At 50.1% G+C, this 17974-nt stretch carries 12 protein-coding genes; 2 read left to right on the top strand and 10 right to left on the bottom strand.

What is annotated here, in order from left to right:
* Positions 1-19: 19 nt before the first annotated feature.
* The 9 genes from BLR08_RS24150 to BLR08_RS24190 all read right to left on the bottom strand — a co-directional run bounded on the left by BLR08_RS24150 (position 20) and on the right by BLR08_RS24190 (position 14950).
* Complete coding sequence (locus tag BLR08_RS24150) at positions 20-532, bottom strand: GNAT family N-acetyltransferase (RefSeq protein WP_072336429.1); 513 nt, start codon at positions 530-532, stop codon at positions 20-22.
* A gap of 664 nt (positions 533-1196) precedes the next feature.
* Entirely contained in the window at positions 1197-2009 is an 813-nt protein-coding gene (locus BLR08_RS24155; protein ID WP_256257767.1) for a squalene/phytoene synthase family protein, read from the bottom strand.
* 374 nt (positions 2010-2383) lie between these two features.
* The gene (locus BLR08_RS24160; RefSeq protein WP_072336427.1) at positions 2384-5809 is read right to left on the bottom strand and encodes a polysaccharide lyase family 8 super-sandwich domain-containing protein; all 3426 of its coding nucleotides are present in this window, start codon (positions 5807-5809) and stop codon (positions 2384-2386) included.
* Positions 5810-5956: 147 nt separating this feature from the next.
* On the bottom strand, positions 5957-7495 hold the full coding sequence (locus tag BLR08_RS24165; protein ID WP_072336424.1) for an extracellular solute-binding protein: 1539 nt from the start codon (positions 7493-7495) through the stop codon (positions 5957-5959).
* 79 nt (positions 7496-7574) lie between these two features.
* On the bottom strand, positions 7575-8501 hold the full coding sequence (locus BLR08_RS24170; RefSeq protein WP_256257766.1) for a carbohydrate ABC transporter permease: 927 nt from the start codon (positions 8499-8501) through the stop codon (positions 7575-7577).
* A 14-nt stretch (positions 8502-8515) separates the two neighbouring features.
* Complete coding sequence (locus BLR08_RS24175; RefSeq protein ID WP_072336422.1) at positions 8516-9427, bottom strand: ABC transporter permease; 912 nt, start codon at positions 9425-9427, stop codon at positions 8516-8518.
* A 240-nt stretch (positions 9428-9667) separates the two neighbouring features.
* Positions 9668-11887 carry a helix-turn-helix domain-containing protein gene (locus BLR08_RS24180; RefSeq protein ID WP_072336419.1) on the bottom strand — a complete coding sequence of 740 codons (2220 nt, stop codon included), beginning with the start codon at positions 11885-11887 and terminating at the stop codon, positions 9668-9670.
* 69 nt (positions 11888-11956) lie between these two features.
* Positions 11957-12703: an AraC family transcriptional regulator gene (locus BLR08_RS24185; RefSeq protein WP_176835596.1), complete on the bottom strand. Its 747-nt coding sequence runs from the start codon at positions 12701-12703 to the stop codon at positions 11957-11959.
* Between the two features lie 357 nt (positions 12704-13060).
* Complete coding sequence (locus tag BLR08_RS24190; protein ID WP_072336413.1) at positions 13061-14950, bottom strand: ADP-ribosylglycohydrolase family protein; 1890 nt, start codon at positions 14948-14950, stop codon at positions 13061-13063.
* A gap of 154 nt (positions 14951-15104) precedes the next feature.
* Between BLR08_RS24190 and BLR08_RS24195 the strand changes: the two genes are divergently transcribed.
* Positions 15105-15986 (top strand): AraC family transcriptional regulator, encoded by an 882-nt coding sequence (locus BLR08_RS24195; protein WP_072336410.1) that lies wholly within the window; start codon positions 15105-15107, stop codon positions 15984-15986.
* A 114-nt stretch (positions 15987-16100) separates the two neighbouring features.
* Positions 16101-16226 carry a YjcZ family sporulation protein gene (locus tag BLR08_RS31495; protein ID WP_218131599.1) on the top strand — a complete coding sequence of 42 codons (126 nt, stop codon included), beginning with the start codon at positions 16101-16103 and terminating at the stop codon, positions 16224-16226.
* A gap of 118 nt (positions 16227-16344) precedes the next feature.
* Here the strand turns inward: BLR08_RS31495 and BLR08_RS24200 are convergent, their stop codons facing one another.
* Positions 16345-17937: an AraC family transcriptional regulator gene (locus BLR08_RS24200; protein ID WP_072336407.1), complete on the bottom strand. Its 1593-nt coding sequence runs from the start codon at positions 17935-17937 to the stop codon at positions 16345-16347.
* Positions 17938-17974 lie beyond the last annotated feature (37 nt).

Consider the following 17974-nt stretch of genomic DNA (forward strand, 5'->3'; position numbering starts at 1 on the left):
TCCCGTCCTAACCGGTTAATCAATTCGCATTCGCTCCCCGCAGATCCAAGTAGTACACAAGCCGGTCCTCCCCTTCATAATAATAATCCGGGCAGCGGCCGGTCAATACAAAGCCGCAGCGGTCAAACAGCTTGCGTACGGGCCCGTATTGCTCAAGACTGCATGTGTAAGTGAGCAAATACCTGGCGCCCGCCTCTCTGAGCCGCTCCAGCATCGCCTCGTACAATACGAGCGCAAGACCCAGCTTGCGGTAATCGCGATGGACAGCCAGATAGTCCCACTCATAGCCGCCGGTCTGCTGCTCGTTTTCTTTGTAGCTGCTGCAGCCGGCAATCTCTCCGCGTTCATTGCGCACATACAGGCACACGCATCGGCCCGCTAGCGCATCATAAGGCATAGCATGGAAATAAGCTACTTCCCCCGGCGTTGTGCGCGGATCGTCAAAAGCGGCATCGGACAATAAAAACTGCTGAATAAGCCGGGCATCGGCTTCATGCTGCAGCACTTCAACCTCATATAAAGGCGTTGTCATCAGGTTCTCTCTTTCCCCTCATAGCCTGATTTAAATGGATGTAACAAACTATCTCTTAGGTATCATAACTTTTGCAGGCAAGAACATCCCCAGTTGGCCCATAGGTATAAACAACAAAAAGGGAAGCATCAATTTACTCATACTTCCCTTGTTAAACCACGATATTATGTTCTCACACTTTGTAGCATTGTTTCAATCCACGGACTTCACACCTGAGATGATAGCTGATCGATCAATCCTCAATAAAGTACTTGTTATCCTTTTGTACAATACTATGCTGCTTAAATACTTCTTGTACAGGCTCTTTCATAATATCAGAAAGTTTATACGCTGTCCTTATATCAACAGTTTCAGAAGCAAAAATTTGACTTACTCTCTGTTTGGTCAATCCCAAATATCTTCCTATATCAATATATAATGGAAATCATAAAAATCAACTTTTACTTTACTTTCGTAAAAGTCCAAAAAATTATTACTCCGTTGTTGCACACGAAAAATAAAGCTGCACACCATTTCATTCCAATATGAAAATGAAAGAAAAGTCAGACAAAAAGAAAAACCCTTATATATCAAGGGTTTCTCAATCATTATTTGAGGATAACTTCACAGTTCCCCCTAGCAAACACGCTCTGCTCAGCCGCCGCGCCAGCCACCCCTATCAAGGTTAGCCGGTCGCGCGGCTGACGATGCTGAGCACATCGGCTCTGCTCAGCTTATTGCCGCCGGCGCCGATCAGCTTGACGGTCGCATGCGCCAGCGCAAGCGGGAGCTTGCAAAATTGCAGCGCCGGTCCTTGCTTCAGCTCGGCCACATACTCGTCGGCGAGCTGCAGATTGCGGCGGGTGTACCGCAGCATCTCTTCTTTGCCCCAGCCGTTCGGATAGAAATCGACGCCGCGCTCCAGATCTTCCTTCCGGTTGCGCAGGATATTAACCGCTTGCAGACCTCTGCCGAAGGCGACTGCTTTATCCCGGTCCGTCTGGATCTCCTGATCGTCCCACGCCCATAGCTCGGACAGCATCTCGCCGACCATCCCGGCCACGCTGTAGGTGTAGCCGTCCAAATCCTGTTCCGTCTCGATGCGCCACTGCTTGTCCACCCATTCCGCCATTTCCCCGGCCATCCGCGAGGTATACCTGCATACGATCTCGACCGTCCCCGCCGGACACAGCTCTATCCATTCATGCAACCGCAACGTAACCTCCGGCAGGTTTCCTTTATAGGGAGCAAGCAGTTCCTGCAGCGCTGCAGTAGGATTAGCCGTATGAAGAATATCACGAATCGAGTATAATAGCTTGGTTTTAGTCGGGTCGTCAAGCTCCGGCCGGTCCTCAATCTCATCGATCGACCGCATACAAAGATAAGCACCCGTCACCGCTTCCTTCAGCCCCGGATCAAGCCGGGAGATAGGAATATAAAAGGTACGGCTTGTCTGCTTCAACATGTTCAGCGCTTCACTCATAGCTTTAATAATCATTCACTCCATTTGCGTAAGATGTCATCGTTCTGAGCCATGGCCGTACGGCAGTCATGATTAGGATTAGAACTCTTCCTTCCATTTTCCTACGAATGGCTGGACAATGCAAATTATATTGCTGGTATGGGCTTTCAGCAGCCTCCTTACCTCTTTTTAATCATCTGATCTTCCTTTGAAAACCGGTACGCCCGTATTTTTCCTGTTCTCCCGGCTCAGTTGATCATTAAGATACATTGCCCGTATTACATTGTTTTACATTTTTAATAAATTTACTCATTTTCTGCCGACAAAAAATTCCAGAAAATTTGAAAGAAGCACGGCGATACGTCTAAAAAGTAAAGAGACCTGCTCGCATACGCAGATCTCTTCCACCCTTATTGAACCGCTATATCATCAAACCTGGCAGCCGCTTTGTACGTAGCAAGGCCGATTTTACCTGAACTGAAGCTAGAATCCGTTGCAGTCAGTTCTTTGACACCATTCACATAAAAATCAAGCGTATTGCCTGCAAGTACCGCTTTTAGCACATAAGTCGTCCCTGGGGAAAGCGTATAAGCTTTCGATACCAGAATTGTTTTGGTCCCAGCAACATGCTTACTGATCTCTAAAGCCCCATTCGAATAATAAAAATTATATTTATTACTCGTATCTGTGAGTCTGCCCATCAATCCAACAACGGCCGTTGATAATCCATAGTTGATAGGCTTCACTTTGGCCTCTATGGAATAGTCGGTCCACGTGCTGTCCCCTGCCCAGCTATACGCTGCAACCGCAGTATTGGACTGATCATACATCTTCGTACCATCTGTTACAACGGACCATGTACCTCCTGAGGTAGACCACCTATCGGCGGCGTTATCCTCAAAACTATCGTTGAACGAGATCGGCGGCGTCGTTACTAAAGAGTTCACCGTTACATTGTCAAAACGTGCTGCTGCTTTATACATAGCAATTCCGATCTGGCCCGAGCTGAAACTCGTATCTGTGGCTGTTAGTTCCTTCACGCCGTCGACATAGAAGTCGAGCGTACTGCCAACTAATACGGCTTTGAACGTATGATTTACGCCTGTCGATAACGTATAAGCCTTAGAGGTTAGCACCGATTTGGTATCAGCCACATGCTTGCTGATTTCCAATGTGCCATTGGAATAATAAAAGTTATATTTATTGCCAGTATCCGTAAGCCTTGCCATGATGCCGACTACACCTGTGGAAATGCCATAGTTAATTGGCTTCACAGTTGCTTCAACCGCATAATCCGTCCACGTGCTGTTACCTGCGACAGAATAGGCTGCAGCCGAATTACCCGACTGATCGTACATTTTCGTACCATCCGTTAAGACGGACCATGTGCCGCCTGATGTTGTCCAACCATCTGCAACCCCATCTTCAAAATTATCACTGAAAAGCAGTACCGGCGGCGGTGTTGTTACCTCTTCATAGCTGAATTTCGCCTTAAATGTTTTTCCTTTGGCGCCACTGACATTCACGGTAAACTTAATGGTTGGGCTTAACTGTGTGACTACGATGCCAGGATCTGTTGAGATGGCACCCATAGCGGCCTTGTTAATTTCTACGGAAATATTTCCCGTATTGACTTGTGTCGGGTCGGAAATCGCAACCTCTATATCGCTGCTTGTTTCTTTGGTCATAACGGAAGCCTTTTTGTCACTGGACAGGAAGTTGCTACCACTTACTTGAACCCATTTCAGTGCATCGTTCCAGAAGTTCGCCCCCACAATATTAAGCGTGTTTTCCTTCACCGCCTGGGCGGATGTGGAATTTTCCAGCACCGTAATGTTCGGGTTGCTCGCATAATTACTTACTTGCGCGCTAGATTTCCCCGGCAATGTGACATATGAATAACTCCCATTGGTTGGATTACCGCCATGGTCAAACCATAAACCCATATAATTACGTGTTATTGCCGTTGTCGGTTCATTGGGATTGATCGCATTCCATGAGCCTGTTCTAGCATCACGAAGTCCTTTGACAACCCCGCTGCCTGGGAAATAATAGCCAATATCCGCTCCGGCAACATTCCCCGCCAGATGCGCCCAATTCGTACCCATCATCGTTTCTGACCAGCCCAATGCACTGGATTTGGAGGTGCCGTTCACGATCAACGCATTATCGCCGCTGCTGTTCAGTTTGCGATTCTCTATAATCGTTTCTATTGGGCGATTATCCGTGCTCGTGATGCCGGCACCTAGGGATACAATCTCATCATCCAGCATAAACCACGATTTCTTAGCGGTTAACGAATTACCAAGGGCTTTCAGATCCATACCTGAAATACCATATAAACCTAGAATCGAAGTGCCTCCAACCCAGTTGTTCGTCGATAGCGAGCCTGCCGAAGAAGCATTAGCCCTTGTCTGTGTATCCACTGTCGTACCCGGCAGTCGATACGGATTCACCGTTGCCCAGAAATCATCACTGTATTGGGCCAGATCCGCGTTATACACATACGTCATGCCTTCACCGGTATACCAGCCTTTTAAATTTTCACTATTCGTCACTTCATAATTGTAAATACGGTTAGAAAACATACTGAGGCCAAAGCCAAAGCCTGGACGAAGATGAACCGCCCGATCCATGACAGGAAACTGCTGATGTTTAATCAATTCGCCTCTGGATGTGATGGTGCCGTCGTTAACAATCGCTTTGCCTAGCACGATCATTTGAATGGGCGCATAAGTAAAAAAGTTCCTATACGTATCCGCCTCAATCCAATACTTCACCATACGCTTAAAAGCCGCAGCATCCGCTGCCGGTGCGAACTGGGAGATTCGAATAATCGACTGAATCACATTGTGACCAACTTGATGGTCTTGAAAATTGGACCGAGAAATCTCCCGTCCTCTGGACAAATCCATCATAGCCCCTTTATAAACCAAAGGTTCAAAGGAATCATAGACCCATCTATATACATTTTGTATATCGGGATCGATGACTTCCCACGTGGAATCTTCCAAAATATAGATGACTTTGGAAATTTCCGAAAGCAAGGCTTTCCCATAACCACCCGTATAAGGATGTTTGTTATGTTGAATAAAGGAACCGTCTGTATAAAATCCATCCCCGGAGGTCACATAATTAAACACACTGCTGAGACCATCCCTTGCGCTCGTCAACTTTGAACTGCTTTTGACAATAATCCCTCTAATTGCAATGACAGTGCATTCCCATACGCGATTCGCCCCCGTCGATGTAATCGTAGGTTGGAAACGTTCAACGGCATTCATATAGTTCGTTATTTGCGTTGCCGTCAATTGTTCATAAAGCAATACAACGATGTCGTTGAGAGCAAGAGGAGCGCCAATTTCCCAATCCCACCAATTGCTATAGGTGGTCGTGCTCTCATTGTAACGGTTTGTATACATCCAGTCCAAAGCACTTTTAATATCCGCCAGCAGGGCAGCATTATTTTCAAGCGAAGAGCCTTTCGTTGCATAGGCAAGGGCCATAGCTTTCAAACGATTATAGCCTGAAGTGACATGTTTGGAGCTGGTGGTACCGGTTAAATCGCTCCACAGATAGGTGCGTCCGGCCGCCTTATTCATCGTGTCCCAATGGTTTTGTGCGGTTGCTGTAATCGCCGTAATCTGACTGGCAATATCCGCATCCAAGGGGTTGTACGCTGTTCCCCCGGTCAGCATCTCCTTCCATTTGTCTCTAAGGGAATCATACTCATCGGCCGCATGGGCTTTAGGAACGAAGAATGTCCCTAATAAGACAAAGACGAGGGCGAACGATAATAAAACGCTTACAAATTTACGGATAAATGGTACGTTCATAACTTACACCTCTCCTTAGGGGATTATGCTGTCTCTTGCTCGCATAAATTCTTCACGTACATCCCTCGTTACTTCACCTCCCTTCATGGAGTCAAGCGAAGGTTCTGTCGTTGCTGACAGAACCTTCTTCTCTTTTCCAACTCAGCCTTATTTCTTTCTAAATGCATCAGCTTGTTTCTGCAATTCTGTTTGAATTTTCTTCACGACCGGCTCTGCTTTCGATTGCATTTCAGCAAATACCTTATCATCTGCAACACCGGCGGAAAGCGGCTTATGATACTGCTCAATAAACGTGTTCAGTTGCGCAAGCTCATTCGCAATTGGTGTAATGTCAAACGTTAAACCAGTCAGAACGTCTTTCTCGAAGTTAGCCGCATTGCGTGACCATTTCGTCAGAGATACGGAAAGATCGCTTTGATCAGAGCTGATACGATCCATAGCCGGGTTGCCGATCCATGCCCAAGGGAACCATCCGTATCCAGCTGCGCCTGATCCGTTTTTATACTTGTCGTCGCCCATTGGCTCCCAATGCTTGCCTTGTATACCGTATGCGAGAAGATCGAAGTTTTCTTTTTGGTTCGCCCAATCCAGGAACTGAATCGCACGTTCTTTGTTTTTGCTCGCTTTCGGTACAGCAATGAAATTCCCGGCTGTGAAGCTGGATACTTTTTTACTCGTCATATCGAAGAACGATACATACTCTAGTTTGGCGCCAGGCACGTTTTTCTGAAGCGTCGCTTGGTTAGCTGAGTTCACTGTCCAGTCATCCGAATGCGTGATCCCGACTTTGCCTTGCGTGACAAGCTCACGAGGACTTTTCACGCCCATGATATCAGGGTGCATAATGCCTTCTGTATACAGTTTACGCGACAGCTTAAAGGAATCCATAATCGCCGCTTCGTTCGTTTCGAACAAGTTATAGATCTTACCGTCATTGCCTTTAAAATAAAGCAGTACTTGATTCATCCCTGCAACAGGAACTGGACGAATATTCCCCGGTTCGAAGAACAACTTGTGAATGGCCGCTGTCGACCCGCCATTGATCGCCATTGGAATCAGGTCTTTTTCTTTCTCCTTCAATGTTTTACTAAAAGCAATCAATTCATCATACGTTTTGATTGGAGCAACGCCGTATTTCTCTCTAAGATCACCCCGAATCAAGTATCCTCTTGATTTATAAAAGTCGGTTTCCAGCGGAATCAGGCTAATTTTTCCGTTAACTTTATTCGCATCCCATTGCTCTTGCGGCCGATTCTTCTTAATATTCGGACCATATTGATCAAGAAGCGCTTCTAACGGTTCATAGAAACCGCTTTGCACTTTCGTCAGCAGCCCGTTGTCCATGTTATCCCAAATGAGATCGTAATCCTCGCCGCTCGCCAGCGTCAATTGAAGCTTCTGCTTTAGATCAGCCCAAGGAACAAATGTCACATTCAATTTAACGTTCAACGTACCTGCCATACGTTTCTCTGCTTCGGCCAAGACCTCGTCAAAATCAGTTGGTTTGGTACCTGGAAGCATGATTTTGAGCGTTGCCGGCGCTAATCCTTTGCCGGCAGCTGCCGTTTCTTTGGATGTAGGGGCTGCAGTCCCCGACGTATTCTCTTCTTTTCCCCCACAAGCCGCCAATACACTTAAACTGAGAATGGTAGATAAGGCAATGACCCCTGCTTTTCCAGCTTTCATCTCATTTCCTCCTCAAGAATGATATGACTATATTCTACCGCATCTCCTCTATGTATATCGGAGGCGGATAAAACCACATTTACCCCTTCACAGAACCAATCGTTAAACCTTTAACAAAATATTTTTGCAAAAACGGATATAGAAGAATAATAGGTCCAATGGTGACGCAAACCGTAGCGAATTGGATACTTTTACTTGGCGGGGCTTCTGAGACAGATGCGCCGCCGATATACGATTCAATATTTATCGTCGAAATGAGTTCACGAATCATCATTTGCAGCGGATGCAGGTCCTTGTTATCAATAAACAAGAGCGCTAACCACCAGTCATTCCAATAATGCAGGGCGTAAAATAACCCAACTGTCGCCAAAGCCGGCATGGATAGCGGCCAAATAATCCGAAAGAAAATATACAGCTCATTCGCACCGTCAACGGTGGCGGCTTCATTAATTTCATAAGGAACTGTACGAAAGAACGATACAAGGATAAAGGTATAGAACGGATTCAACAAATAGGGCAGAATTAACGCCAGCATGGAATCCTTTAAATGCAGCCAGTTCGTAATTAAGATATAGAAACCGACCAAGCCAGCTCCGAACAAGAAGGTAAAATAGGTCAGAAAAGCGAGAATATTACGGTATTTAACGCGTCGATGGGAAAGTACATACGCAAACATGGCAGACATCACAAGGGCGCTGATTGTCCCTACTACGGTTACCGTAACGGAAACATAATAGCTTTGGAACACCTGCTTACCGGTAAACAAGTACTGGTAGGCATCCAAGCTCCACTCTTTGGGCCATAATCGGAACCCATACTTCGTCAAGCTTTTCTCTGATGTCAGAGAACCAGCTACAACCATCCAAAAGGGAATGATCGAAAATAAAGTAAACAAGGTGATAAACGTATACGTGAACAGCTTGAACCATCCGTCTCCGTTTGGCCGGAAGCTCGTTCGTTTGGGCATAACTACGGCTTTATCCGCCAATAGCTGCGCTTCATTCATTAGGGTCACACCTCCTAGAATAGCTTGGAATCCGGATCGATTCGTTTCACTAAGTAATTAAATCCTATAATTGTGATTAATCCGAGCAGTGACTGATACAGAACGACAGCGGACGCCATCCCGAAATTCCCCAACTGTCTTAGGGAACGGAAGGAATACGTATCGATGATATCCGTCGTCGGAAACAGCATCCCGTTATCACCGATAATGCCGTAGATCATCCCAAAATCACCGTAAAAAATTCGCCCGACTGCCAGCAGCGTAAGAACAATGATAACTGGCCTGATCATTGGCAGGGTAATCCGAATAACTTGCTGCAAGCGTGAGGCTCCATCAATCCGGGCACTCTCGTAGTATTCCTCGGAAATACCTGTAATGGCGGCTAAGAAGATAACGGCTTTATAGCCAGTAAACTTCCAGACATAAATAATGGTTAATAGCCACGGCCATGCATCGGGCGAGTTATAAAAATTAATTCGTTCGTTGCCGAAGCTTTCAAGCGTTCGATTAATAAATCCGTCCGTTGTGTTGATTAAGGCAAATACCATTAAGCTGACGACCATCCAGGAAATAAAATACGGCATGAAAATCAATGACTGGCACAACTTCTGATAGATAACCATGCGGATTTCATTTAACAAGATCGCAATCGTCACCGCGAAGACCATACTTGAAACAATGAACAATCCATTCAACATCAATGTGTTCAAAGTCACCTTGTACCAGGCATCGCTGCCGAAAAAAAACTTGAAATTATCGAACCCGATCCACGGGCTTCCCCAAATCCCATCACTTATTTGAAAGCGCTTGAACGCGAGCACATGACCAACCATCGGTAAGTAAGCGAAAATGGCTAGAAACATAATGCCCGGCAGCGCCATCGCATAGAGGATTTTATTGGTTCTGATTTCTTTTAGGAATGACAACTTGTTCTCCCTCCTCTGCTTTTGTCTCGTTGTGATGCTAGTCACATGCTATCCCATCTTCCCCGCAGCTGCATAGTTCTCATTCTGCTTTTGAGTTTTCAGAACTCACTAATCCCCAGGGTTCTCGTTCTGTCGAACGGTTCTTCAGGGGTACTCCTTGCTGCACAAGGCTTTGCGGGCATGGCGAAAGGCCGTCCCTTAAGGTTCAATACCTTTGGGGACGGCCTCTTCGCCATGACATTATTCTAAGGCTTGCGAACGATACTGAACCGGCGTCAACCCTGTCGCTTTCTTAAAAGCCGTGAAAAAATGACTCTTCGATTGAAAGCCTGTTTGTTCAGCGATTTCTGCTACTGTGGACTCCGTTGTTGCCAAGAGAACCTTCACCCGTTCCATCCGCTGGTTCAGAATGAAATCAGATAACGTGCAGTTCATCCACTCTTTAAACACTTGTCTTACATAACTAACGGAAACGGAAGTATGATTGGCAATCATATCCGTCGAAAGCATCGGATTATGCAGATTGCTCATCACATACTGAACAGCCTCGGTTGCGATCTCCTCTTTCCGGTTATAGGTCGATCTTTGCTTCAAATCTTCCATAACTCCGTGCAGGAAATCTTCAATCCATCGGATGGCTCCGTTCAAGTGTTGGAATTTATCTAATGTATGCTGAATCCCCTCCATACCTTGGAGCGTATCTAGCTGTTTAAAGGATTTCATCAATTCGTAAATCAAATGAGTGAGCTGCAGCTTGCATTCCGCATTCGTCATCCCGCGCATATAATCGGTTAATTGTTTCAAATAGTTCTGTACCATCGTCTGATTCCCCAGTCGTACGGATTGAATGAGTTCCTTCACGATCTCTTCATCCATCACCGGTCGAATCGTATCTTCATATAAGGTCAAATCCTGTTCCGAGTATACGCGATCAACGCCATCCAGAAATTTAAGCATAGAAGCTTCTACTATCACTTCATACGCTGTCAGAAGACTTTCCTCAGGCGTCTTCAAATCACTTACAGCGGCAACAACAGTGAATTGAAGATACTTGTCAATGCTAGTCCTAAGCTTCTCTAACATATCTACAATCACCAATTGCTCTGAACGCGCATCCATGACTAGCACCACATGATCGGCACCGAAGTCTATCACTTCCCCAATGACCCCGGTGTGTTCCATAATCTCGCTGGCGATGTTGGCCATGGCATATTTCATCAGTTTACGAGAAGGGAAATCGTACTTCTCACAGAATGCAGCATAAGTTTCAATTCTCACAACGGCCAGATACACCGCTTCTGCGTGCAAGACAGGCACCGTTTCAGACAATTGGCGCTTAATCGTGTCTGTTAAAGAGCCGCTGAGAATCCATTGCCGCAAATTCTCTTCCTTTACCAAATAACGGCTATCTTTGATGGAACGATCCAGCTGCTCAATGCGCTGCACCATGGATTCAATCCCGGTCGTAATGATTTGAGCCGCTTCCGCTGGACTTGCGGTTGTCGCTTCCTGTCCCAATTTTTCTTGCATCGTCCGAACCAAACTGCCGATGGGCTTGAAATTAACTCTGGAGTACCAGAACAGAATGACCCAAATAATTAATAAAAGCAATAAAAAGGACAACACCATGGACCATTGTGTCTGCGTTACATTGCGATGAAGAGCCTCGAGCGGCGTCATATGATAAATTCGCCAGCTTTGAGCCCCTAGATCCATTCGACGAATGGACCATTCATCGCCTTCCAGCCGAATGATCGATGGGCCTTCGTCTTGACTCATCTTCGCGATCACAGCCTTCGTCGTATCATCCGACTTCCGGCCGAGCATGACTTCAGCATCTTGATTTACAATAAGCACATTGCTCATCTGTTCCGGATCCGTTTGAATAAGGAACTGCTCCAGCTTCAATTTATCCAGGAGGACAATCACCCTGCTTTTCGCCACAGGCATGCTGAGTAATAGATACTCATGTCCGGATCTGCTTATATTCAGAAACGTTAAATTCCGAGCTTGTTCGGAACTGCTCAATTGGAGCAGTTCTTGATCCGAGAACTTATCTATATAATTGACACCTTCCAAGGAAGAATAAACACGATTAATGGAAGGATTCACCATAAACACGGCATGAAAAAAAGGCTCAATACCAATAAAGTCATTAACGTTCTGTTCCATTCGTTTATACGTCCAGTAATCCTCCGAGGATGCTGTCAGCCACGCGTTGGAATCCTGATCCTGCGCCAAGCGTCCGGCGTACATCTTCATTTTCTGCAACGTGTAGTCCGCATTATCCTTAATTTGACTCACTCGCTGCAACGTAATCCGATCGATTTCATTAATGGCATTGTGGGTCTGCTGCCGAGTCAGAAAAAAAGAAAATACCGCAATAATCAAGGTTACCGCCAAAGCAAGATATAGAAATAATCGAACATACAGCTCTCTAGGGATGAGATTTCTAATCATAGCCAAATCCTCTCTGTTCATCTGTGTACATCATTTTACATGATCATCCTAAGAGCTGCCCGGTTTTTCCTACACCTGCTGTCGAAATGCCAGCGGTCCTGTTCCATGATGCTTGCGGAATACACGATAAAAATAAGTCGAATTACCGTATCCGAGCTCTAAAGAGATAGCTTCAACGCTTCGATCCGTCGTAAGCAGCAGTTCTTCGGCTTTGACCAGCCTTAGCTTATGCATGAATTGCAGCGGCGGACCGCCAAATGCTTGCGTAAAGCAAGAAATAAGATACGAAGGTGTCCGGCCTACATGATCAGCGAGTTCCTTAGCTGTGAGGGGAGAACGATAATGCTCATAAATATAATCCCGCACTTGGTAGACAAAGCGGGGGTGACGTCCGTCTGAACCCCTGTTCAGCTCGAGGCTCACTTGTGACAGTATTTCCAGCATAATGCCTTTGCACATCGGAATATGATACATATCCTTGGATTTCCAATGCTCCAGAAGTGTGGAACATCGCTCTTCCAGGTAAGGCAGCTTTTTTGAAGAGAGCTTCATCGGTTTGGCTGTCTGTAGGATGCTGAATTCGTCATCTCCAGATTCTCTCTGGAAGCGGATACCATATTTCCTATGGGATTGCGACTTGTCGGACAGGCCGGTTCTCACCGTTCCATGGGGCAGATATAGAACATCCCCCTTTTCCAAACTGAACACAGTCCCGTTAATCACATATTTCAACTTGCCGTCCGTGATGAGCAGAAGCAGATCATACTCTTGTACAAATGGTTCATGATGCCATTCCGGACCGGCTTCGTAGTGCATCACTTGCGTTATTTTCATCCCGGCTACATCCCCTGAAAAGATTTCATTAGTATCTCTCCATTATAGTTAAAAATCGTAATTTTGTTAAGGTTCTCTTAGTAATATCGATGGTTTAGCTATCCTAAGTCATATACGATTAATAAAAAAAGTAAGAAGAGGATGAAGCCAAGCATGTCTGCGGTATCTCCACGTTCCCTCAGCCCATCAAGCAGGCAACCACTGACGACACCTTGGACTGCTCTCTGTGATTTTGTGCTTTCTGGTCTGACAACAAAAAAGAGCTTCCATAAAGGCAAGCTCCTCTTCTCCAATTATTCAACTGCAGCGGCGGATTTCTCGGTAAAAACCGAAACAGCCTTACAGCCTGAAAGTCATATCGGTCAAGTAATAATAAGACCCCGGCTCCTTCACAGCCGCTAACGATACCGGGAGCACATAGACCTCCAGCTTCCCGCCAGCCGTCTTCACGGCCTCGATCTCAAGCTCGCTGCCGCCCGCAGGCAGCGTCAGCTCCACGAGCTGCTCCTCCGGCGCACGATGATAGGCCGGCATGAATTCCGGCGTATGCGCGCAGTCAATCACCGTCTTCCCGTCCAGCTTCAGCTTCACGGGGCCATGGGCGACCGCGATCAGCCTCACCTGGCGTTCGACCGGATTATGCAGCCGCGTCCGCGCCCTGTAGACGCCGTCAGCGGTCGTGTCCAGTACCTGCTCCCACGCCAGCCGGTTTCCCGGAAATGCCGCCTGCACGCCGGCTTCCGGGCTGTCCGGTCCCCAGACCGTCCAGCCCGCCGCTCTGATGAGCGTGAACGGAACTGTCTGCGTCGCCCATACGGCTCCGTCATGCTGCCGCTCCCATCGCAGCGACAGCTCCTCATAGGCAGCCATAGCCGCAGAGGCCGTGACCGCCGCGCCCCAATGCAGCGCCTGGCCGGGCGCAAGCTGCACCCGGACCGCATTCGGTCCGCTCCAGCCCTTCGGGACAGCCAGCGACAGCGCTCCGGTCAAAGCCGTGCGGGAGCGGTTGATGAGCGACACCGCCAGCCGCTTGGACTGCCCCGGCGCGATAGCCGGGCTACCGCCGTCTTCGCCATAGTCGATCACCAGCTCCAGGTCGGGCTCACGCCGCGTCCCCGCCGGCAGCAGATAGCGGACAGCGGTCGTTCCATGCGTCCACAGCCTGCGAAAATCGTCCGACGGACCCGACTCGCGCCGCTCCGCGCTCCACGAGGTTGGCAGCTCCGGATGCACCACTATGCCCGCGTCGGCATACGCCAGCACCTGCTTGCCCGCGCGGATCGTCCGCCGCGTCAGCTCGTCCAGGCTGGCGGGGGCCGGGAAGCCCTTGATCGGCGGACTGACGACGACGCGGTCTCCGACCGGCTTCACCCAGCGCTCCGGCAGCCCTTCCGGTCCGAGCAGCATGCCAAGTATGGCGCCCAGCGTGGCGGCGGTGCAGTCGGTGTCGTAACCGCAGTTGACAGCCTTCAGGATCGCATCCTCGAAGTTCTCGCCATAGAGCCAGCCGAGTATCGTAAAGGCTATATTTTGCGGCGCATCTGTAAAGTTATCCCGTCCGTGCTGCTCCAGAATAAGCGTGCGCGCTTCCGTCCAGCTGCGCCCCTCGCTATGCCAGCGAAGCAAATCCGCGAGGGCCAAGGCGGTGCGGCTCTCCGCCGGGATGTACTGCAGCCCGATGGCGATCAGCCGGTCGCGGTCCCGCTCATAAAATATCGCGCTCTGGATAGCTGCGAAAAACATCTCGCCGTATACGCCCTCCCCCCCTGCATGATCGACGATGGCATCCTGGTACGCATAATAGGCCGCCTGCTCCGGCATCCCCGGGGCCGCCATCGCCCAGATCTCCGAGCGGATGGGCGAGCCCATGCAGTCCGTGAACGGATTGTTAAAGGCCCCCGCCACCGGCGGCAGCAGCCCCCGGCGCAAATTCGTCAGCGCATAGCCATATTCGTCGTACGGGAAAAACACATGCTCCAGCCATTCCTGCCCGAGCTCTCTGGCCGTCAGACCGGGGCCGTATTGCTCAAGCGCATGCAGCCAGACGAGCTGCAGGTCGAGATCGTCATTTTCCAGAGGACCGTCCGGCAGCTCCGGATAGTAAGTCAGGCTCAGCAGCTCCTTTTTCCCCTCCGCCGCATAACCGAGCGTCCCGCCGATATTTTTGCCAAGCCAGCCTCCGTATACGATTCTGTAGTAATCCTGCTCATTCAATACGCTTACGTTCATTTCGCAGCCTCCAGCCTTCGAGTCATGGTATAATGGTTACGGTTTCACTATGCCTCGATTATAGAGATCCGGGATGGGCGGATACCATGAACAGAAATGAGATTTCCCGGAAAAAAATATCGATTTCCTACTCCGTCAGGGGGCGTCCGTCCATATGCATTACGCCATGTCGCGCTTGTCTGTCCTGGATGTGCGCTGGGCCGGTCTGTTCGACGTCGCGTCCAGTCCCACCTTCCATAAGCGGCATTATAATCCGTATTATGAGCTGATCGTCGTCGCCGAAGGCACGGTCCATCTGCTCGTCGAAGACAGCCGGCTGACGCTGTCCGTCGGCGACTCCATCCTGCTCAAGCCATGGGAGCAGCATGGAGGCTGGGGCGATGCCGGCGCAAGCGGCGCGTTTTTCTGGGTTCAATTTTCCTGCGAGCCGGGCCTGGAGGAATTCGCGCTGCATCGCGCGCCCGAGCTCACAATCGTCCAGGCGGAGCGCACCGAGCTGCGCACAGTAGATGTCCGGCACGAGGAGCCTGTCATCGTGCCGCGGCGCGACCGGGTCCGGAACCGGTATGAGCTGCTCGCGCACTTCCAGGAGCTCGTGGAGACGATGCGGGAGCCGGCCGGCTACTTCCGCTTCAAGGCTTCGCTGCTGCTGGCCCGGATGCTGCATCTGATCGCGGACGACTTTCTCCGGAGAAGCCGGCTCGATCTAAGCTTGCCCGCCTCCTACCTCACCTTCCGGCGGCTCGTCGATCTGTTGAACAACGGCTATGAGACGAAGCTGACCCGGGAAAGGCTTGAACAGGCGCTGGACCGGAAATACGACTACTTATGCCAGGTATTCAAGAAATATGCCGGCGTCTCGATCCACCAGTATACGCAGCAGCTCCGAATCCAGCGCGCCAAGCACTTGCTGCGGCACACGTCCTGGAGCGTGAAGGAAATCGCCCAGGATACGGGCTATGACGACCCGTTTTACTTCAGCCGGATATTCAAGCGGCTTGAAGGCGTTTCGCCTCAGCAATACAGGGATAAATGATCCATGTCCGGCTGCCGTGCTGATATAATCGTATATTTTGGAGGGTGAATCGCCCAAACCAATAGCCTCCTTCCTTCATACCATAAAGAAGCTGAATAGGAGGGAGGCGATCGTATGGGTTATGTCGGCGGAGCTGGTGTTGGCTGTGGCGTAGGTGGCGTAGGTGGCGTAGGAACGACGACTGGCGTCATTCTTGTCCTGTTCATTCTTCTGGTCATCATCCTTAGAACTTTTGTCTAATCGAAGAGATCCTCTCTCAAGCTAATGCTGACAGCCGCACAGGACTCCCGTGCGGCTATCAGCTTTATATGCAGAGCTGCTCGGAAGCCAGTCCGGGCTATGTAGTCCCCGTTTCCCTTCACAGCTCTCCTTGAAGCAGCTCGTCCAAAATCCGATGCTGGCCAAGCGGCGACCAGCTTTGCCCGACCCAGTTGGAGGCCAGACGTATCCGCGGGCTGCATACCGGCCCGCGACCGCTGCCGCTCCCACTTCCGCCTGCAGCCAGCCGGTCAAGCACCTCCTCCTCGTCCTCCGCCTGCTCCAGATAATCGTAAACGTACAAATGATCCGTATCGATCAAAGGAACCTGGTCGAAGGTGAACTCCTTATAGGCCGTATTCAGCGGCACCCGGAAGCAGGGCTTCAGACCGAGCTCCGTATACAGCAGGGCATTCATCGGATGCTCCGCCGTGCCATGCACCCGGACCTTGCCGTCGTACAGCCGCATGAAACAAAAGGTCTCGCTGTCGCAGGCCGAGCGCAGCAGACCGCGGGCCTCACGGATCCGGCGCTCGACCTGCTCAATCGTGCGCTCTGCTTCATCTTCCCGGCCCACCAGCTCCGCCAGTTTTCGATGCGTAATTCGCCAGTCCTCCGTATAGGCCAGCAGGACCGTAGGCGCAATTTCCTTAAGCTGCTCATACACCGGCCGATGACGGTAATCGGCGACGATGAAATCGGGACGCGCCTGGCGGATACGCTGCAGCTCCCGGTGAATGAAAGCCGTGCTCTCTTCTTCGATCCGGCAGCCGCGTTCCTGGCCGTTCATAACGGCTACCGGCTCGACCCCGACCGAGCGCAGGCAATCCTCGTACCGGAAGCTGCAGGCCACCGCTACGCGCAGCTGCCTCCTCTGCATGTACATATACGGAGAGAGTCCCACCTCCCGCTTGAACATCCGGCTGAAATAAAATTCGTTGCCGAAGCCGACCGACTGGGAGGCGGACTTGACGGAGACATGCTCCCCATCCAGCAGCCGCTTGGAATGATTGATCCGGATGACATTCAAATATTCCATCGGCGACACGCCCCGGATTTTTTTAAAGCTGCGAGAATACGAGGTCGGCGTCAAACCGGCCAAGGCGGACAGCGTTTCCAGCTTGATGCGCTCGCTGTAATTCGCATGCATATACGCCATACTGCGCTCCATGCCGTCCGGCTCCTCCGCCTCCTTCCGGACGGATAGCCGGTCCTCCAGCTGCTGCAGCAGTCCCTGAAGCCGAAGCTGCAGCGCCGGCTCCCGTACGGAAGAGGCGCGTACCGCCTGATAAAGCCGCTCCAGCTGCCTCAGGATCGTCCCGGCGCCGACGGTCTTCAGCAGACCCGGCGGCAGCCGGCAGAACGCATCCCGTTCGCCCGCAGGCGAGCACGACCAGGAGCCGCGCCGACGGTCCACCAGCAACGGCCTCAAGGTCAGCATATAATATGCGATCCCGCCTGGCTCAGGGACCAATTCAACCTGCATACCGGGCCGCAAATACAAAATCTGCTCCGGCTGTACGGCAATCACCTGACCGTCCAATCGAAGCAGACCTTTCCCCCGTTCAACGAAAATCAGCAGGTTTCCCCGGATCGTACGCCGGAGCGAAGCCGGGCTGGGACGGCTGATCCGTTTGCGGAGCGAGGATAGAAGCACAAGCGCATATTCGGAAGCTTGGTATGACGGCATCATCGCTCACCTTCCTGTTGGGCGCTGCCATAGGCCGGCA

Origin of the sequence: Paenibacillus sp. cl123, assembly GCF_900101595.1 — a bacterium.
Taxonomy (GTDB): Bacteria; Bacillota; Bacilli; order Paenibacillales; family NBRC-103111; genus Paenibacillus_G.